We start from the raw sequence: 20,384 nt of genomic DNA on the forward strand, positions 1-20,384 counted from the left end.
TGCGTTTTATGTTGTGGGTTGTTTACTGTCAAAACTGTTTTGATAGACCTTCTCATACGCATTCATCATTTTATTGATGTCAAATGCTAAGGCCCGTTCATAGCAACGCCGGGCTATCTGATCGGAATACGTAGCTTCCTGCTCCAAGTGCATGATTTCTCTTGCTAAAGCTCCGGCGTCTTCATGGGGAAATAGGATACCGTAGCCTTCAGTCACCTCTTTTAGTCCATTCACATTGCTGGCGATGAAAGGTCTGCCTGCACTCATACCTTCAACATTGCTAAGACTTAAACCTTCCCAATGAGAGGACATCACAATCATATCTGCTGCCTTGAGCACTTGAGGAACATCTGTCCGCAGGCCTAAAAAGCGGATATTCTTTTCTACGCTCAACGAAACGGCCAACTGCCTGACACTATCGAGTCGCTCTCCCGTACCGGCAAACCAAACCTCAAACTTACTTTTATCTAACAAAGTCATGGCTTTGACCAATGTGTCTTGGTCTTTCTGCTTGCGAAAAGCAGCCACCATCAAGATTGCCTTTCGCCCTTGTTTCAGCTCAATCAAGTCAGAAGCAGGTCGTGCCTGATGGATTGTTTCCACATCAACTCCATTATTGATGGTCGTCATGCGATGATACACTGCCGTCTTTTGATTGAGCCAATCCCCTCCCATGTATTCCCTTAGTTTGTCTTCTGCAACCTTACTGATACAAATAATATGGTCGTAGCGACGATACATCCAACTTTCAATGAAGCGATACCATTTCCATTGACGCTTACGGTTAGAAGTGTTATGCTCCGTTGTCACGAGTTTCACATGGTTTGTCAAACCAGCTATGGCCACAAAGAGCTGAGGAGAGGAGTTATGCGTATGGACAATATCATACCTACGCATCAGTTTCGCCAACTTGAAAACATAGCATGGCTGATAATATCCCGTTCCCAACTTATAAATCTTCGCCTCCAGGACATTACTTCGCAACTGCTTCATCAAAGGAGTCTCCTTGCCATTGAACACACAGACATCAACCTCGTGGCCCATTCGGCGGAGTCTGTTCGCAAGATTAACGACAATAACCTCTGCCCCACCCTGTTCCAAAGACGTTATGACTTGTAATATCTTCATTTATTCGCTATCCTTTTCCTGTTTACACCCAAACAATGCCGCAATATACGTACCACACGTTGCGTGTTTACCTCAACTCCCTGCTTGTTCAAATGATACACCGTATTATACAGCAGACTATCGGGATAAGCAAGGCTATCGGGGCGCGCCGCATAGGTGAAACCGGCGGTCTTCATTCGCTCAATAATCAACGTAATCTGCTTGCGGTTGAGCGTAACATTCGCCCTACTCGTAACAGGCGGTAGCCATATCACCTGCACGCCATGATGCTGTAAGCGGCGAACCTGATTGAACAGATGCCGGGCATAGCCTGCGTTGAACTTTCCCGACACCGTATAAGCACCCGTATTGTTGATGTTCGGGGGCAACGAACGGTGGGAAACCTCATCACCTAACCTATTAAAGCCACTCATCTTGTATTCAAACACGTTACCTTCCTTGCGAAATGAATGCAACAACTTATAATAAAGGCCTTTCACACTAATTTGTAAAGTGGTCTTGAAAAAGCCTGTCACGACAACATTCCACTGCTTGAGGTTCAACAAAGAGGGAGCAAAATCAGACAAATAAGGCAAGTAGCCGGCCGTTTCGGGGTTCCCATAGGTCACATCACCATAGAAATGGTCATATTCCGGCATCAATATCAAAACATCTCCACACTTGAAATAGCTTTCATAACGGTCCATCGTGTAACGCAATCCCATGCCGGCAAGCAGCCCGGCATTGATGACGGGCAGTCCGATGCTGTCGGAAATCGTCTGAGAGTCGATACCGAAAGCGACATTGCTCCCTCCGATGAACACCACCTTGGGCGAAGGTGTCTGTCGGATTAAGTTCCCTTTCACCGTAAATTCATTGTTGTAGTGGTCGGTTGCCAAGAAAGAAGCATTCAACCAAACCAACAATCCAAAGGCACATGAGAAGAATACCGCGAATGAAAGTATGTTGCCGAAGAGTGTTTTCATTGCCTAAGCCCTAAAAGTTCTGATAGATAAACTGTCCATCGCCCGAATGAAAATAAAAGAAAATGGCAAACAACAACACGACATATACCGACCAACGATACAATCTGGGCTTTCCTTGCACGAAAAGCAGGCCAAAGTCACGGCTATGCCCGGCCCATTCCATGCAGACAAACATCAAGAGAAGCAGGAAAAACACAGGGGCCATCGTAATGGATACGAAGCCGAAGCTGACAGGACGGCCCACATTGACCACAAGACAGCGCAGAATGTCGAAAGCTTGGGCAAGAGAATCGGAACGAAAGAATATCCAACAAAGCGTAATTCCGCCAAATACCAACAACATGTGGCCTATATTGACGGCATTCAACTGTAAAGGAGTACTCTTCCAACGGGCTTTACTACCAGCATTCAGCAACAACGGAATGAACAATACGCCGCACAGAAAGCCCCAAACAACGAAAGTCCAGTTGGCTCCGTGCCAAAGTCCGCAGAGCGTAAAGACAATAAGCGTGTTGAAAATCGTGCGACGTGTGCCCTTACGGTTGCCTCCCAAAGGGATATACAAGTACTCCGTGAACCACGATGTCAGCGAGATATGCCAGCCTCGCCAGAACTCTGACACCGTACGGCTGAAATATGGGAAGCTAAAGTTGCGCATCATGCGAATACCAAAAAGCTTACCCGTACCGATAGCAATGTCAGAATAGCCCGAAAAATCCGTATAAATCTGTATCGAATAGGCTATCGCACCCACCAATATAACAAGCGAATTCTGCTGATCGTAGCTACTCCACACTGCTCCTACAATGACATTCAGGTTGTCGGCTATCACTAATTTCTTGAAATAGCCGTAGAGCATCTGCCGTAAGCCCTCTGTGAAGAGGCCTGAGTCGAAGATACCGATAGATGACAACTGTGGTATGAAGTTCCGGGCGCGGTCTATCGGTCCTGCCACCAAATGGGGAAAGAAACCGACATAGACCGAAAAGTCGAGCAATGTCGGCGTTTTCGTGATCGTTTTCCTATAACAATCAATCACATAACTGACCGACATGAAAAGATAGAAGCTGAGTCCAATCGGCAGCAACAACCGAAATGTAGGCCCCTGTTGCCCGAACACAGAGGCAAAACTGCCGGCAAAGAATGTCAGATACTTGAAAATGAAGAGAAGAACGATGCACACTGCCACATAACCTATCACAATCGGTTTGCCACGTCGCGGGCGTTCTTCCTCGAACTTCAAGAGATACGCCCCACATACGTATGCACTGACCGTGGCCAACAACAGAAACACAGGGAAACGCCAATCGAGCAAGCCATAGAAACCATAGCTTGCCACCAACAATATGACCTTCCGTAGCGTCTGCCACCTTGAGGGAAAGCTCCAAAACAGGGCGCAAAGCCCTACGAGACACACCAAAAACAATAAAGATTCGAACTGCATCTCTTAAACTAAACAAATATTTTCTTCTTCTACGTGGCTCATATCATTCACGGCCGAAACAAGATGATGACACAATGTTGTCTTCTCCGAATACCGAACTGATTGCCAATGTGTTACAATATCAGTCTTTTTACCGTGTAACATCAGCCATTTTACCTCGCAATATGGGGCATTTTGTACGCCAATATGGGCCATATTGCGCGCCAAGAAAGGCGGGATTGTTTTCCATATTGAGAATTGTATCTTGAGCAAGCAATCATAAAGCGACAGTCCCAACTTATGTCTTGGATGCAAAGCGGCCTATGAGAAGACTTGAAAGTCGTCTTCTTATCCCATCCAACAAGACAGCAAGGGCAAAGATACCTATCATCAGCGTAACGAAAGCGGCTGTAAAAGTCAAACGATGTTCCGACTGATACAAATCAAATACCCATCTTCCGTAATAATCATGCAAGACCAAAGGGTGTACATGCAGCAGATAGACCGCCAAACTGCCCTTGGCGATATGGTTTATCAAATTACTTTCAAACTTCAACTGACGGAAGAATAGGAACAATGCCACGGTCTGCAAGATGACCAAAGGGTTGGTATAGGTGAACAAACGACCGGCAACGGGAATGTTCCACCATGTCAATAGTGAGGCAAGAAGCATTTGTCCAAAGGCAATCAACAGATATAAAGCCAACCAAACATATTTATTCGTATGCTGTATGATAGGCATGAAATGCCGAACATAATGGGCCAGCAGATAAAAACCGATAAACGAAAAACACGAATAACCGCCGGCAATCCATGAAACGCCATTGATGCTGAGCCAACCATACAACGTCTGGAAGCAATAGAATGCAATCAACACCCAACGCAACGACTTTTCGGTGGTATGCTCAAGAAAAGTATTGAGCACGGGAGCAAAAATCATCAGCCCTATATAGGCCTTGACAAACCAATAATCATCTGCATGCAGGCACAACAAAGTCGAAGCGGCATCCCAATGAAGATATTTCTCGGGGGCAATCGCCAGCAATACCGCATAAACAAGGACCGCAAAGAATAGCGTTTGAAAGCAAAGCTCCAGCAATTTCCGCGTGTTCACCCGTATACCAAACCAACCTGAGATGAAAACAAAGACGTCTACGCAGACAACCGACAAGGATTCGATCCCAAAACCGATGACACTGTCAACGGGATAGTCGTGAATTCGCTCATAACTGAAGCCTATGGTACCCGGGAAAACATGATACAGCATCACCATCACCATGGCGGTGATTCGTAATAGTTCTATATTCGATAGACGACGCTGTGGCTTAGCCCCGCCATTATCTATAGAGTTTGTCCCTGTCGTACTTGTAATCATATTCATATTCATCAAAGGTTCTGTCCGGAACCCGATGCCCATTGGTTAGAAATGTCTTATAAGGATACAGAATCTGATAGCCGCCTTCACCCCATCCACGAAGGATACGGAAATAAAGGAAGAAGCTCAACAAGATAAGAAAGGCATGATAGCTCATAAAAGTATTCATACGCATGGTAAAACCTTGTCCTGTCTGAGACGTGTAAACAGCTATATTGCTTAACGTTGCAACTACACCTATCGCATAATACCAACTCAAGCGGCCTCCATTTTCAGAGCGAATGAACAGTAACAAGATAGCGCAGAAGAGCAAACTTACGTTTAACAATACATTGTCTTTTTTGGTATCAGGCACCACCTCGTAATTCTGAAGAATAATATAAGCAAAAAAGGCAGCCTCTACGAAATAGCCGAAGCGAATACCTCCGTCACTACCGGTCAAAATATCGATACGTTCGGTGTCGAACGCATCGCCATATGAATCATAAAGGAAAGAGGAAACACCTAAAATCCCCAAAAACAGACATACGGAAAGAATGACCAGCACGGAATTAATCGTATATCTTTTGGGTGGGATAAAGTAGATGGGGAATAAAACCAAGGCAGAATTGTGCATGGAAAAAGCTATCAATATGATCAATGCAAACTTCCAGAAACTCCTGTCGTAGATATATCTAATGCCCAACCACGCTATGCTGATTCCCAACATCTGTCTAAGATAAGTGAATGTAAAGAAGAACATGATTCCCATAAAGACAATGAGAGCCAATATATTGTTTTTTGCATATTGACGAATAGAGATATACAACAGAACGTAAATAATTACCGTGAGAATCAGAATAAAAATATATCGGTTATTCGTGAGAAAAGAAATTAAGACATTCAACCATCCGAACCCCTTTTCACCGGGCCACTGTCGGAAAATCCCACACTCGTGCAAATAATCCGGTGAAACAGTCATACTGACATCAGCCACTTGGTCAAAAAACTCTGCATAGATATAACGGTCATATCCGCCAAGCATGTCCGAAAGCCCCACAAACAAGGCCACGCACATGACGATAGCAAAGAACCACTTATCGCTACAGCCCCCGATGCGGGCCGTGAGTAGATAGATGCCAACGAGTATAGTAAAAACGAATATATATAAAAACATATCCTACTTCAAATCTTTTCTGAATATATCATGAAAATAACTTTTCTGCAATATCCGAAGCGTTATGATATTGTCGAACCCTTTCCATTCCTGAACGAGCCATTTTCTCATACCGCTCCGGTTGATTGGCAATGTCTTTCAGTATACCAATTAATTCCTTGGCCTCCTGATAAATGATGCAAGATGTACCATTCTCGACAGCAATATTCTCCAAAGCACCGGGCGTTCCAATTTCCAATAGTCCATTAGCAATTGCATCCAACACTTTACCCTTCGTTCCCGTTCCCACACTGATCGGCGTTATCTGAATGTCATGTTGCTGTAATTCCGCAATATAATCAGGTGCAAACACAATATGACGAACCTCAAAACCTGCTTGTTGCAGCCTTTCAGCAATCAGCTCCCAGCCTTTTCCCAAGAAAGTCCATTGGAAATGTTCTTGTAAGAATTGTTTATCTGTCCTACTATCTGTTTTTAAAATGGTAATGAAAAGGTCTTCTACTGCTTCTGCCATATAGAAATCATTTCGCCCGGCTACCAACAACTTGATCTTTGGCTGGTGGAACTGGATGTGCTTATCACGATAGTCATACAGCGGATGATGCAGGAATAAGACCTCAGCTCTTGGTTGCATCGTATGGAAAAATTGAGTATCCTCTCTTCCTACAAAATGATAAAGTGTTCCTTGCACCAACATATTGCGTTCCATAGCCAAATACTGATAATAAGCAAAAGCCGATTTCATCACATGGAAAAGAGATTTCACTGCAAAACGTTTGCTTAATAGCCGATGATAAAACAGCGATTCACAGTCGGGCATCGTCACGATACACCTGCAATCTTGGAAGAATTTGGCCAACCAGGCAGTCTCTTCTCCATAAATCCACACGACATCAGGACGGCTTTTCCTAATACGTTGTACAACAGTTGTGGGTAAATAATGATAGTAAGTCAAGGGATAACGTAGAAAAACACGTAACGAAAGCAAGTGAAGTGCCATTATTATCCGAATCCACCATGGCCTTTTCAACACGTTAACTCTAACACGTAACTTATCTTCTATCTTCTTTATCTCTTCAGTCTCAATTGCATTAATATTAAAAGAATAGACTTCAAAATCCACATCATTCTTTTGATACCCCTCTATCAGATGATAAGGAAGTGCAGAAGCCGCCCTTACATTATTATAGGTAGGAGTGGATAAACTTATCAATATAATCTTTCTTTTAATTTTATTCATGCTTGAAGCACCGTTTTATAACTATCGTACCCTCTTATCAATGTCTATGAGGACATTATTCTGTTTAAACATCTTATCCGACCTAATAAATTCGGCTTTCTTTTCCTTCAAACACATAAGTAAGCTCACGAGGACGGTCGTTTATTTTCTTAGCTGGGATTCCTCCGACTACTGTATAAGGAGCTACATCATGTGTCACAACACTTCCTGCTGCAACAACAGCTCCCTCACCAATGGTGATACCCGGGAGCAAAATAGCATTGGGACCAATCCATACACGATCACCTATTGTTACTTTCTTTTTGATACCGGTATTGCAACTAAAATCAGCTGCACGATGATCATGCTGTTCTGTATATACGGATACATTCGCTGAGAAATTCACATATCGCCCAATCTCTATTCCATTGCGTGCATCAAGTAACATATTATAACCGCCTATAGAACCTTTCCCAACCTTTAACCAATGGGAACACCATATCTCTGTACCGTATCTGAAAACAACGTGAGACCCACAAGTGGCACCAAGACCTTGATACAGCCATTTCCGCAAATGACATGATGGGAGTTTCCCAATATGTACAACGCAAAACTTTTCCCAACCTGACCGTGTGAAATGTGCAATTGCTCTGTATGGGAGTGCTAAGAATGAAAGTCTTTTTTGTTCGGGATGCTTCCAAACATAGACTGCCAACACTTGCCAAGGATAAACAAAACCTATTGAGAGCCAAGGTAAACAGAAAAGTAGGAGGATTATAAAAGAAACTGTCATCATAATCGAATCGTTTTATTCACTACTTCAGGCAAATAAAATCACCTTAACACTCGATTAATAAATAAATGCGTAAAAATATATTTCTTCAACTGCGAAAAATGAATGTGAAAAGGAAGAACTCCTTTTTCTTTCAACGTTTCAATAAATGGTTGTAGTACTTTTGCCTTTTCAAATTCTCTACGCTGTTTCCATACCGAATACAATATTCCAAAGATAATTTGCTCTACACGTTTTTCTATATAGACAGCTAAAACAGGTTTCTTTAGCTTTAACTCTAAAGCCAATTGTTTCAAAGAATCACTCACTGCTAATGCATCCTGCAATTTTCCAATAATCACTTTAGGATCATTCTTATTTTTCTGTGTAACAGATTCTATATTCACATGATAAATATAAGGAGTTTTATTGATAAATTCGGCTCTATTTGAATATGCCATTACCTTATAACAGAGTTCAACATCCTCCCCTACACGTTTAGTTTGGAATGATAGATGATTATCGGATATAAGAGTAAACCTCACGATAGAAGACGACATTGCCCTTGCCTTAAATCCTTTTTTATAATATTCTTCTCCGGTAAGAATCATATTATATGGCATACCAAATTGATCTAAAATCAAAGAGCGTCCATCATCATATGAAAGTAGTTCATTGAAAGTCAACATATCCAGATTATGGGCAGAGACTTCATTCAAAAGATAAGAAAGACAATTTTGCTCAATCTCATCATCTGCATCTAGGAACCAAACATATTCTCCTCGGGCAAAAGTCATTCCATGATTGCGAGCTATACTCTGGCCTTGATTTTCCTGATGGATATACTGCAAATTCTCATGTAGCATCTTCCAATTCATTACCTTCTCGTAACCATCATCTGTAGAGCCGTCATCAATAACGATAACCTCATACTGTATTTCATCTATATCTTGGTGATAACATGAACTTAGACAGCGCTCTATATATTTCCCTGCATTATACATCGGAATAATAATGCTAAGCAAATATCTCTTTCCATTTTCATTAAACATATTTTGTTTTTATACAATATTTATGGCCATGTTTAAAAATTCTTCAATATGAAAGAGACTTATTCAGAAGAAAAATCATCTCTTTGGTCTTTTTGTTTTCTTTTGGCATTTTCCTTGCCATTCAAATACATAGCACATTAGATACTTTCAAAAAAGAAAAACTACTTAATAAAAAAAAACAACCTTTAGACCTTTTATACTTGATTTTGTTTTTTATACAAATTCATCAAATGAAAATAAACCTTCCAATACGTTTAACCACTCGTACAAACGATAATTTCAAAGCTTTTAATAAATATATATAGAAATAAGATTTTTTTCCATAATATCTAAAAAGAATTCTCCATGCATTTTCAATATCATATCCACCCTTTAATCCTTTCTTTTTCTTCTTCTTTTGTAATTGCCTACGTAATATTAACAATTCTCCAATATAAAAACTAATAAACCGCTTATATGTGTCTTCTTTGACAAAATCTAAACAAAATCGTGTTATATCCCCTCTATTAACAAAACGCTCCCATAATGTAAATTGGTTTTGCACAAATACTTTAAAAAAATTGTATCCACCATTATCATCTACAAGATGAACATCTAACATCTTCCTATCTATAACAATATTTTGTGTATATGAAGTTGCAGAGGTCAAGAAAAAAGGAACCTGCATCAAATAAGAATGAATCATTTCTTCATTTATGTTAACCTTACTAACAATCTCTGATTGAAAAATATTAGCACTAATAAATGTAATCCAATATGAAACTTTCATTAAATATTCGTTTACATCATGATATATTTTGTAGCCAATCTCATTTGTCGGAGATGTCGAAAGATGCACCAATCCATAATCTCCTTGCTGGAGAATATTCAATAAATAGCAAATTGCCCCCTCACTCACAGGATCATCATCTCCAAGGAGCCACACATATTTCCCTGTAGCTGATTGAAAACACTTCAAGAAATTTCCATCAGGGCCTAAATTCTTTTCATTACAGTGATATTCAATATGGACTTCCTGCCTGGCAAAACGCTGTACAACCTCTTGTGTATTATCAGTTGATGCATTGTCCGAAATAAACAAGGAGACAAGATTCCTATTATCAAGTTCATTAATCTGACCAATAATTCTTTTCAGCGTAACTTCCAATATCTTTGCCCTATTATACGTAGGAATGCAAATACTCAATAAAAATTTATTCTCCATGCCACTCTTTCTTTTTCGTTTTAAAAATCCATATCCCCCAAGGAAACATCAAACATTGTATAGCAAAATAGCCACCTACAATTCCATAAAGACCATATAGCTTACCTAAACCGAAAGTAGACAAAGTCGTCAGGACACCATTACAAATGGAATTAAACAGCCATGGCTCCTTTTTGTGACAGCGTAAATAAGTAGCCCATGCACTGACAAAAACACCGAGAATGATGGTTACCGATAACAAAGTTGTTGGTAAAAAACTCAAAAAGCGATGTGCAATTATATTTCCTCGAAAGGCAAGGCTTGTTAGATTCAAGAACAAAAGAAAAACAAAAAAAGCACCTAAAAGTGCAAAACAAACTAACAACATCTGCTTGACAGTTCTGTTGAACATACTATCAAGTGATACATAGTCTTTCTGGGCTATTAGTTTTGACATTGATGGAATTTTCGTAGTAATCCAACTCAAAGAAAAACCCGTAATTGAATTCAACGCATTCAAAGTCATCCCCATTTGTCCTGCAACAACAGGACCATCTGTAGCGAATAATACAGGATTGAATAATTGGAAAATAAAATAACCACTAATCCAACTAATTGCAATCTTCCACTGATATGGAAAAATCTCCTTCATATAGGATATACGCTCCGTAATTTTTGTCTTCCATAAGTTTACGAGAAGTGCCCAAAGGAAAGAGCGCTTCACATAAACAAACCAAATCAAAACGGATAGCAGTGTACTGATTCCAACGACATACAGCCTAAAACTCAGGAATAATCCCAACCAAGTTGAAGCTGGTATAATTATCTGCTGCCAAAAACTAATCCTGCTCATTTCTGCTACATATCCAAGTCCTTCTATAAAGGAATTAAAAGGAGCCTGAAAAAGTTTGATAGCCGATCCTGCACAGATAAGTAACCATGGAATATGCCATGACACTTCTGGGTGTCCCTTACTATACTTAGTGAAGAAAACGAAACCCACAACCAACAATGAGATGAAAAAGAGGATTGCAATCATTGAATACCACTTTACACAAAAATGAAGCAAATAGGCCAACCTCGACTTGTGTCCTTCGTTGCCGGAAATCTGTCCACACGTTATGTAAAGGAAAGAGTCTTCATGTGCTACATATTGAGTAATGATATTCGTCAAACCCAACTCAAAAAAAATTTGTATGGCAACAATACTGCCAAAAGTGAAATAGAAACCCTGCTCAACACCTGTAAGGAAAGCTGAAAAGATAAAAATGCTACCAACGCTCACCAAAGCTTGGACGACACGTGCTCCAGAAGAATAAGCAATAGACTTATCTATACCAAGCTTTGTAGTAATAGTTAACAACTTTCCTTTCATTTTCTAAATAACTAATTATAGAAAAAATAACAAGGTTAAGATTTAAAAAGAATCTTCTCCCTTTCACTTTCTGGCAAAAAAGGAAGAGGATTCTCAATTGGCTGATTATATTCCAACTTTGGACAAACTGTTGTCAGACCTTCTATAAAATATTCAACAATATCTGAATTCTCAACAATACCCTTAAATCGAGAATTATCTTGAAGGTCATCTGACTGTATTCGTGCATATCTTAGACCATAAGCTTTAGCCATATATTCTAAATTAGGTACAACATAGCCTCCATCACGTGTGGTCCCAACCATACGATTTTCAAAATATAAATGTTGAAATTGTGTTATCATCCCTAAAGACGTATTATTCATGACCATGATCTTAATGGGTAAATGATATTGAGCTATAACACCAAGTGACTGTGATGACATATGAAAACCACCATCTCCACAAATACAATAGGTTCTATGAGTGGCATCTGCAAAATTCAACCCTATTGCTGCAGGCATAGAATATCCCATGGGAGCCAATCCACCACTTGTGATAAATTTCATTCCTTTTTTTAAATTTATCGTTTGTGCTGCCCACATCTGGTTTTGCCCAACATCTGTAGTGACAATGTCTCCCTCTTTCATAATTTGGTTGAGAGCCTGTATAAATCGATAAGGAGCCTTATTCTCCACAAAGCGATCAATCTCTCTGTTTTGATTATACTGCTCTTTTATACGAACAACATAATCTAACCATTTCAGAGATGGATGGAACGAAATATGATTAGATTTTATTATTTTTAGGAAGTCAGCAACAGTCATTCTGACATGTAACTGATTTTCGATACGATGATGCATTAACTCATTTTTATCAATATCAACATGAATGATATGTCCTTCCTTAAGAAAAGAATCTATCATTGCACCAGTTTGACGTGTGTCTAACCTTGATCCTAACACCAGCAAGAGATCTGCCTGGGAAATCGTGATATTGGCACAACGATTTCCATAGCTACCGACCATACCTATATAATATTCATAGGTTTCGTCCATTGCTCCTCTTCCCATGAGTGAAGTTACAACAGGTATTTGATTTGCTAAAAAAAAATTGTTAAGAAGTTGAGATGTTTCTTTTGTTTGACAACCCCCTCCGAGAAGAACTATAGGAGATTTCGCTTTCTCTATCACATTCCATAATGCCTCCAATCCTACATCATCAGAATTGTTCTTGCAACTTCTCGCATCATATCCTCTCAACTTTTCGGGAACAACATCTGTACGCTGTACATCCATCGTAATATCAAGAAGAACAGGGCCCTTTCTCCCCTCTTTTGCAATGTACACAGCTTTTTCTAGTTCGTATCTTAAATTCTGTGCATCATCAACGAGAACTGCATATTTCGTTATCGGCTTAACAATATTTACAACATTTGTTTCCTGAAATCCTTGTTGTCGAATAGGCTTATCATACTTATATTCATAGGAATTAACCTGTCCTGTAATGTAAAGAACAGGAACAGAATCAAAATATGCATCAGCAATACCTGTAATCATATTAGTTGCTCCTGGACCACTTGTGGAAATTGCACACCCAATCCCATCACTTCCAATAGCATATCCTTCTGCAGCCATAGAAGCTGTTTGCTCATGATAAGTCTGGATAAACTGAATTCCTTGACATTTATCTAATGAATCCGCAAGATGAGTTATCATTCCACCCATATATCCAAAAACCGTACCTATTCCTTGATCACGAAGAAAAGTTGCTATATAATCAGATGATTTCATTTATAGTTTTAGCTAAGGAATATTTTTCTACTTATTTATGGGAAAAAGAAGCTATTGTTCTTGTAAATCCTTCGTAAATTGTTATAACTGGCTTATACCCCAAATCTACTGTTTTATCCATATTAGGAATAGAAACAGATAATGGCGATTTCATTTTTCCTGTTCTCATATCTTCCATATTTATATCATAACACTACTTTAAGTTTTTTTCTGGGTATAAACCTATCAATTGATTAGCTAAATCACGTATAGTTATGGCGTTACTATCATTTCCTATATTATAAGCTTCGCCATCAATACTATCCAAAAGTACTTTGAAAAGTTCTATAGTTGCATCAGAAATATAACAAAATGCCCTAATTGCAGTTCCATCACTCCGCAGAACAATATCTTTATCCTCTAATATACTGAAAACAAGGTCTGTAAATACACGTCCATCGTCCTTTAACAGCCCTGGCCCGTAAGTATGAAATGGGCGAACCATTTTTGCATGTGTTCCATACTGATAGTTCCAACACGTACAAAGATTCTCTCACATCCGTTTGCTTTCTCCATAACAGGAGCGAACTTTTAGAGGATCTATAAACCCATAATCCGTTTCAGAACTTAGTTTCGTTTTATTAATAATTCCGTAAACTTCACCCGAACTGAAATATAAATAAGATTCACAATGGTGTTCGTGTGCAAGTTTCAACGTATTTGTAGTTCCAAAAAGATTAGCATCAATTGTGCCAACAGGATCTGTTCCATAATACTTGGGACTTGCTTGACTTGCAGCATGGATAATGAAGTCTATATGTTCTTTACAGGAAATTTGCTCTGCTACATCTTGTACCAAAAAAGTCAAATGATTATCAGTTAGATAATCAGCGAACTTAGTTCTTGCCTTATTGATATTTCCGCACTACAGCAATAACTTTTACATCAAAATTATACTTTTCATTAAGATATAATAAAGTAAAAACCATATATGCGGGCAGCATTCCATTGGCACCTGTTATAAGTATCTTTTTATGATTAAATCTTGACCAATCTACTATTGTGCTAGAACATATAAGTTCAAGATCTTCTCTTAAGATATGATTCATCTGATGAAATTATTGATTTGCTCTATACAAAGATTATGAATATTCTTCTTAGTATATTTTTTATACCACTCTGCAGTCAGTTTACAACACTCCTCAATACCTGTTCTTGGCTCCCACCCAAGTTTAAATTTAGCTTTACTGATATCTAACATCAGAAGATTGGCTTCATGAGGAGCTTGAACATTAGAAACATCTTTCAATTTCCCAGTCCCATAATGAGAAACTATTTTAGAAGCAACCTCCCATACAGAGCAAATACTATCTGATTTCGGCCCGAAGTTCCAACCCTCGCAATACTCTGTCGGTTCTTCCTGCATTCTACTCGCAAGAAGGAGATAACCACTTAAAGGCTCCAAAACATGTTGCCAAGGGCGAATAGCCTTAGGAGAACGAATTTCCACCGTTCTGTTTGCCTCCAATGAACGAATACAATCCGGAACAATACGATCCTTTGACCAATCTCCCCCCCCAATCACATTACCGGCTCTTGCACTAGCTATTGCTATATGATGCTTGATACCATAGTCCTTTGGATTGAAGAAACTACGTCTCCAACTCTGGATTGCTATTTCAGCAGCTCCTTTGCTTGAGGAGTAAGGATCGTAACCTCCAAAAGGTTCGTTTTCACGATAGCCCCATATCTGCTCTTTATTCTCGTAACATTTGTCAGTTGTTATCATGACAACTATTCGCACACTATCCGTAGTGCGGGCAGCTTCCATAATGTTGATACTTCCCATGACATTGGTTTGATAGGTCTCAACAGGTATTTCGTAACTGAGACGAACCAAAGGTTGAGCTGCAAGATGGAAGACTATCTCCGGACGATATTCTGTAAAAATATCTTTCATGGCTTTCAAATCACGAATATCAGCTCGTATATCTGCTTTTATACGATTGCCTATCCCTGAAAGCACAAAGTTATCCTTCTCAGAGTATGGTTCAAGTCCTACACCGACGACCTCAGCGCCCAACTCATGAAGCCAAATGCTAAGCCAACTTCCTTTGAAGCCCGTATGCCCTGTAACGAGTACACGCTTGCCGTTAAAAGCCCCATTAAATATATCTACATTCATACTATAGTTCTTTCGGTACCTCTCGTTCCCACCTTTTCCATGGTGCTTTTCCCGTGGAAAGAAGCTTATCAAGTTCTATCTTCTCACGCATACTGTCCATACATTGCCAATAACCTCGATGAATATAAGACATCAACTGCCGTTCTGTAGCTAATGTCTCTAAAGGTTCTTTCTCAAATACCGAATTATCTCCTTCTATATAATTAAGAACCTCCGGATTGAGCACCATATAGCCGGCATTTATCGGAGTTCCATCTAAGATATTCTTTTCCCGAAATCTTCTCACAGCATTATCACCACCGATATCAAGGACACCCTTAGACTGGTCTTGCTTAACAGCTGTCAGTGTGGCAATCTTACCATGTGATAAATGAAACTCCAAGAGTTTATTGATATCAACATCACAGACACCATCCCCATAGGTCATAAAGAAAGGTTCTCCGTCCAAATACTTTTGAACACGCTTGATACGTCCTCCCGTCATAGTATTATAACCAGTATCTACGACTGTTACCTTCCATGGTTCTATATTTGTATGATGAAGCGTTAGCTCTTCTTTCCCATTTGTATAATCAAAAGTTATATCACTATTATGTATAAAATAATTCGCAAACCATTCTTTTATATACTCTTGCTTATAACCGGCACAAATAATAAATTCATGATGTCCATAATAGCTATATTCTTTCATGATATGCCAAAGTATTGGCATCCCTCCAATCTCAATCATCGGTTTGGGACGGTATTGGCTTTCCTCACTAATACGAGTTCCAAAGCCACCAGCTAAGAGTACAACTTTCATAATCTATGTTTCTCCGTAAGTACCTAATTTATTTCCCAGCAATAAAAGACTTAATTGTGTCAACCATATACTGTAGTTTCTCTTTGGTCATGCCCGGATAAACACCAAGCCAAAAGCTATTAGTCATAATCTTATCCGTAACGGGAAGTTCACCTATTACCCGATAATCCTTATCCTTCTCATATTGGTCAAAAGCCGGATGCTTGAGAAGATTACCCGCAAAGAGATTACGAGTCTGAATTCTGTGTTCTTCCAAATATTCAGTCAGCTCATTGCGTGTGAAACCAGCATCATCTTTAACCGTAATAAAGAAGCCAAACCACGACGGTCTACTATTCTTTTGTGGTTCAGGAAGAAGAAGGCCCTTGATATCCTTCAATTCCTCATGGAGAAAAGTAAAGTTTTCTCGGCGACGCTTAATGATAAAATCTAATTTTTCAAGCTGAGCACAACCAATGGCCGCCTGTAAGTCTGTTGCCTTGAGGTTATATCCCATACGACTATAAACATACTTATGGTCATAACCAATGGGAAGATTTCCAAATTTACCATTGAAACGCTTTCCACAAGTATTGTCTACTCCACCGACACACCAGCAGTCACGCCCCCAATCACGGTAACTGTTAACAAGCTTATGAAGCAAAGCATTGTTCGTATAGACAGCACCTCCTTCTCCCATCGTCATATGATGAGGAGGATAGAAACTACTCGTACCAATATCACCAATAGTCCCCGTCTTCTTCCATTCTCCGTCAATAAAGTATTCTGAACCTAAGGCATCACAATTATCTTCTACGAGCCATAAATTATGCTTACGACAGAAATCCAAGACAGCTTGCAGATTGAAAGGATTACCCAAGGAATGTGCCACCATGACAGCTTTTACCTTATCACTATAAGCCGACTCCAATTGAGTTGTATCAATATTGCTTTCGGCAATATCCATATCGACGAAAACAGGAACGGCACCATATTGCAAAATGGAAGAAACTGTTGTCGGGAAACCTGCAGCAACCGTTATAACCTCGTCACCTCGCTTGATTTGTCGCTCACCCAATTCCGAAGCCGTAAGTGCAGAGAATGCCAACAAGTTTGCAGAAGACCCTGAATTACAAAGACTGCAATGCTTAACACCCAACCATGCCGCAAAATGTTTCTCAAACCGATGCGCCCAAGGGCCTGCTGTAAGCCAAAAATCAAGAGAAGCATCAACCAAATTCACCATCTCGGCGTCGTCAAAATAGCGTCCACCATAATTGACTCTTGTCTTGCCCGGAACAAACGCCGCCCCTTCTGCATGCACCTCTTTATAATACTCTTTCGTAAGCTCTAATATCTTAGCCTTCAAATATTCTTTTTTTTCCACCATTCTTTGTTTTATTTTATCTTTCTGTTATCAATAACCATCATCCGAATACGACACCTCGTTATCACATCAAATCAATGATATGTTCATATATCCTTCATATTTCCTTTCAGAATAAAAAGATTGAGATACAAAACGCCCCTCCTCCATCATCAACCATTCAGGAGAAATCACGCTACTTATGTGCCATCCGCATAGAGTTAAGATGATATAACACGCAGGAGCATCAACGATGTTTCGTAAACATAAGCCGTGGTTGAGTTGAACACTCTATAAATATTTTGCAAAGGTAACTATTTTCCGTATAAAAAGCAAATTTATCCATAGAAATATCAATCCCGTAAAGACACCGAAACATGAAGATTTTCCTGCTACACAGCAAATCCGATGCGCAAATATTTGTATATGTCGTGGAAAATTGCGAATATTGCAACCGAAAAGCAAGCAAGAAGCCGCTTGCTGAACTAAGAATATTATCAACAGCACAGTATATCAGGAACATGGAAGAGATAGAATATCATCATCGGCTGCCGATTCAGCTCAGATTTACAGATGCCGATCAGTTCGGGCACATCAACAACACGGCCTATTTTCAATATTATGACACGGCGAAAATCGACTATGTACGCACCGTTTGCAACATTCCTAACGGGAATTATGCTATTTTTGCCGTGCATGTCGAGGCCGATTTCCTCTCACAGGTGCATAATACCGACCGCGTGGAAGTTCAAACTGCCATCTCAGAGATAGGAACCAAGAGTTTCACACTCCATCAACGGCTTGTGGATAGCGACACAAAAGAAGTGAAATGTATCGGAAAAACCATCATGGTAGCATTCGACCTTGCACGGAATATCTCTATTCCCATGCTGCCGGAGTGGGTGGATGCCATCTGTAAATATGAAGGACGAGACGTGCGGAGGAAAGAAAAAGCCGACCTTTCCTGCCATTCTTGAACGGAAGCACAGGACGTACGCTCTCACGTTCATACAAACTGACAGTCAAAGCCTTACACCTTGCCATTCAATCTCACCCATTTCGCCGTGCAATTTCAGTCATTTTGCCGCACAATATGGCTAAGATTACACGGTAAAATGGGTGAAACTAAAAGACAGAATTTATCAATATGAAAAATGAACTTGAGAATAGCGGCCTATTTGTTATCCCATTCTATGATGCCACCCCGCAGATTAATCACCTTGAAGCCCATGCCCGCAAGAATGCCGGCAGCCGTCAGACTGCGCTTACCCGACCGACAATACACGTAGGCCGGCTTTGATGCATCGAGCATAGCACTTGCCTTGTCCTTGAAGTCGGGCTGCATCACGTCGATGTTGACGGCATACAGGATATGATGGTCGGCATATTCCTCGGCCGTACGCACGTCAACCAGCTGCACACTGTCTTTTGTGACGGCGCGTTCAAAGGCAGCTGCATCGACAGTCGTGATGTTTTCATTCCGGGCACAAGCCGCCAATGTTGCACCGAACAGCGCACTAAAAATCATTTTCAGTTTATTCATTCCGTTGTTTTTATTGATAAAGCGCGTCAAAGGTAAACAAAAAAGGGGAATAGGGCAAAGAAAATAAACATGATTTCCATGTTTTTCGGACGAAAACCAACCGTGTCTGCGATGCATGAACGCTCATAACAGGTGTCCAACATTGGACGTATTGATTTATTTTGCATGATTCTCTTCCGCTTTACCAATATCTTTAAGCCCCTTTTTTGGCATTCTACCGGCTTTCATCAGCCGTATAGACCGCCACACGCTTTCTTTAAGCCGGCAGACTGATTAAAAGACAAGCTCAAATCTATCGGCAATGAATGATAAACACCTACTTAACAGGCCATCACCAAGCTATGTTTTTCAGCATATACGGATTATTTTTAAGGCAATAATTTCTTTCATTTGACAAAAGTTAGTACCTTTGGCAAACTAAAAGACCACATCATGAAAAAAATAACAGCAGAAAACTTCGATGAAGTTTATGTCGATAAGATTGAATTAGCCGAGATAGATAAATTCGTTTGCAATGAAATGAGCCGACAAATCCATCGCTACATCAAAGGAATGTCTGGTTCGAAGACCATCATGCTGCGGTTCGAGGAGTCGCTTTCCAAGCTCAGTGTCCCCGAAAAGGAGAAAGCCATCGCCCGATATATTGACCTTAACCGCAAAGCCATCAGCGGACTCGATTGGAAGATGGTGATTGTCAGGGCTGCGGCCAACTATTGTGATACCTATAGCTATTGGCATCAGATGATTAATAGCCCGCGGAAGATAGTTGCCTACCTGCAACGCATCAAGAAGAAATATATCCGTTTCCATAAAATATTCGAGGAAAACGGGAAGTTCGGCATCAAAGACCACGAAGGAAATATTCTCATTCATCCACTTTATGACTTTCTTCGCACGCCTTATGTCTATGTTGACGACCTCTGTATGATGCCCGTTATCGCCGAGAAAAACGGGAAAATGGGGCTTATCCTGCCCGACGGGAAGGACACAGTGATTGCCGAATTCGTTTATGACGACATGCAATTGCGTGCCGAACCACCTTATTTCGAGGGTATACAGGGCAAAAAGCATACACTCATCGACCGTTACGGGATGAAACGGTAAAACAAA

General features: G+C 40.2%; 18 protein-coding genes and 1 pseudogene. 2 read left to right on the plus strand and 17 right to left on the minus strand.

What is annotated here, in order from left to right:
• Positions 1-6: 6 nt before the first annotated feature.
• The 16 genes and pseudogenes from HMPREF9944_RS10480 to rfbH all read right to left on the minus strand — a co-directional run bounded on the left by HMPREF9944_RS10480 (position 7) and on the right by rfbH (position 17,755).
• Positions 7-1,128 carry a glycosyltransferase gene (locus HMPREF9944_RS10480; protein WP_008566236.1) on the minus strand — a complete coding sequence of 374 codons (1,122 nt, stop codon included), beginning with the start codon at positions 1,126-1,128 and terminating at the stop codon, positions 7-9.
• Complete coding sequence (locus tag HMPREF9944_RS10485) at positions 1,125-2,093, minus strand: hypothetical protein (protein WP_008566237.1); 969 nt, start codon at positions 2,091-2,093, stop codon at positions 1,125-1,127. The genes HMPREF9944_RS10480 and HMPREF9944_RS10485 overlap by 4 nt, the downstream gene beginning before the upstream one ends.
• A 10-nt stretch (positions 2,094-2,103) precedes the next feature.
• On the minus strand, positions 2,104-3,537 hold the full coding sequence (locus HMPREF9944_RS10490; RefSeq protein WP_008566238.1) for an MBOAT family O-acyltransferase: 1,434 nt from the start codon (positions 3,535-3,537) through the stop codon (positions 2,104-2,106).
• Between the two features lie 277 nt (positions 3,538-3,814).
• Positions 3,815-4,891: an acyltransferase gene (locus tag HMPREF9944_RS10500; protein WP_044113659.1), complete on the minus strand. Its 1,077-nt coding sequence runs from the start codon at positions 4,889-4,891 to the stop codon at positions 3,815-3,817.
• Complete coding sequence (locus HMPREF9944_RS10505) at positions 4,854-6,047, minus strand: EpsG family protein (protein WP_008566240.1); 1,194 nt, start codon at positions 6,045-6,047, stop codon at positions 4,854-4,856. Before HMPREF9944_RS10505 ends, HMPREF9944_RS10500 begins: the two co-directional genes overlap by 38 nt.
• 28 nt (positions 6,048-6,075) lie before the next feature.
• Positions 6,076-7,287 (minus strand): glycosyltransferase, encoded by a 1,212-nt coding sequence (locus HMPREF9944_RS10510; protein ID WP_008566241.1) that lies wholly within the window; start codon positions 7,285-7,287, stop codon positions 6,076-6,078.
• Between the two features lie 82 nt (positions 7,288-7,369).
• Entirely contained in the window at positions 7,370-8,062 is a 693-nt protein-coding gene (locus HMPREF9944_RS13440) for an acyltransferase (protein WP_008566242.1), read from the minus strand.
• 38 nt (positions 8,063-8,100) lie between these two features.
• Positions 8,101-9,090, minus strand: a complete 990-nt coding sequence (locus HMPREF9944_RS10520; RefSeq protein ID WP_008566244.1) for a glycosyltransferase — start codon at positions 9,088-9,090, stop codon at positions 8,101-8,103.
• 226 nt (positions 9,091-9,316) lie between these two features.
• Positions 9,317-10,294, minus strand: a complete 978-nt coding sequence (locus tag HMPREF9944_RS10525; protein WP_008566245.1) for a glycosyltransferase family 2 protein — start codon at positions 10,292-10,294, stop codon at positions 9,317-9,319.
• Positions 10,284-11,648, minus strand: a complete 1,365-nt coding sequence (locus HMPREF9944_RS10530; RefSeq protein ID WP_008566247.1) for a polysaccharide biosynthesis protein — start codon at positions 11,646-11,648, stop codon at positions 10,284-10,286. Before HMPREF9944_RS10530 ends, HMPREF9944_RS10525 begins: the two co-directional genes overlap by 11 nt.
• Before the next feature lie 35 nt (positions 11,649-11,683).
• Positions 11,684-13,420 carry a thiamine pyrophosphate-binding protein gene (locus HMPREF9944_RS10535; protein ID WP_008566248.1) on the minus strand — a complete coding sequence of 579 codons (1,737 nt, stop codon included), beginning with the start codon at positions 13,418-13,420 and terminating at the stop codon, positions 11,684-11,686.
• Positions 13,421-13,451: 31 nt separating this feature from the next.
• Entirely contained in the window at positions 13,452-13,589 is a 138-nt protein-coding gene (locus HMPREF9944_RS13035; RefSeq protein ID WP_172634000.1) for a hypothetical protein, read from the minus strand.
• 24 nt (positions 13,590-13,613) lie between these two features.
• Positions 13,614-14,267, minus strand: a pseudogene (locus HMPREF9944_RS13385) (NAD-dependent epimerase/dehydratase family protein).
• A 237-nt stretch (positions 14,268-14,504) separates the two neighbouring features.
• Positions 14,505-15,584: a CDP-glucose 4,6-dehydratase gene (gene rfbG / locus HMPREF9944_RS10545; protein WP_008566253.1), complete on the minus strand. Its 1,080-nt coding sequence runs from the start codon at positions 15,582-15,584 to the stop codon at positions 14,505-14,507.
• Between the two features lies 1 nt (position 15,585).
• Complete coding sequence (gene rfbF, locus HMPREF9944_RS10550) at positions 15,586-16,386, minus strand: glucose-1-phosphate cytidylyltransferase (RefSeq protein ID WP_008566254.1); 801 nt, start codon at positions 16,384-16,386, stop codon at positions 15,586-15,588.
• A gap of 28 nt (positions 16,387-16,414) precedes the next feature.
• On the minus strand, positions 16,415-17,755 hold the full coding sequence (rfbH, locus tag HMPREF9944_RS10555) for a lipopolysaccharide biosynthesis protein RfbH (RefSeq protein ID WP_008566255.1): 1,341 nt from the start codon (positions 17,753-17,755) through the stop codon (positions 16,415-16,417).
• 497 nt (positions 17,756-18,252) lie between these two features.
• Between rfbH and HMPREF9944_RS10560 the strand changes: the two genes are divergently transcribed.
• Complete coding sequence (locus HMPREF9944_RS10560; RefSeq protein ID WP_044113671.1) at positions 18,253-18,708, plus strand: acyl-CoA thioesterase; 456 nt, start codon at positions 18,253-18,255, stop codon at positions 18,706-18,708.
• A 197-nt stretch (positions 18,709-18,905) separates the two neighbouring features.
• Here HMPREF9944_RS10560 and HMPREF9944_RS10565 read toward each other — a convergent pair whose 3' ends face one another.
• Complete coding sequence (locus tag HMPREF9944_RS10565; protein ID WP_008566260.1) at positions 18,906-19,274, minus strand: rhodanese-like domain-containing protein; 369 nt, start codon at positions 19,272-19,274, stop codon at positions 18,906-18,908.
• Positions 19,275-19,706: 432 nt separating this feature from the next.
• Here HMPREF9944_RS10565 and HMPREF9944_RS10570 point away from each other — a divergent pair, with 432 nt between their 5' ends.
• Positions 19,707-20,378: a hypothetical protein gene (locus HMPREF9944_RS10570; protein ID WP_019968305.1), complete on the plus strand. Its 672-nt coding sequence runs from the start codon at positions 19,707-19,709 to the stop codon at positions 20,376-20,378.
• The last annotated feature ends 6 nt before the right edge of the window (positions 20,379-20,384 follow it).

Origin of the sequence: Segatella maculosa OT 289, assembly GCF_000243015.1 — a bacterium.
In the GTDB taxonomy this organism is placed as follows: domain Bacteria; phylum Bacteroidota; class Bacteroidia; order Bacteroidales; family Bacteroidaceae; genus Prevotella; species Prevotella maculosa.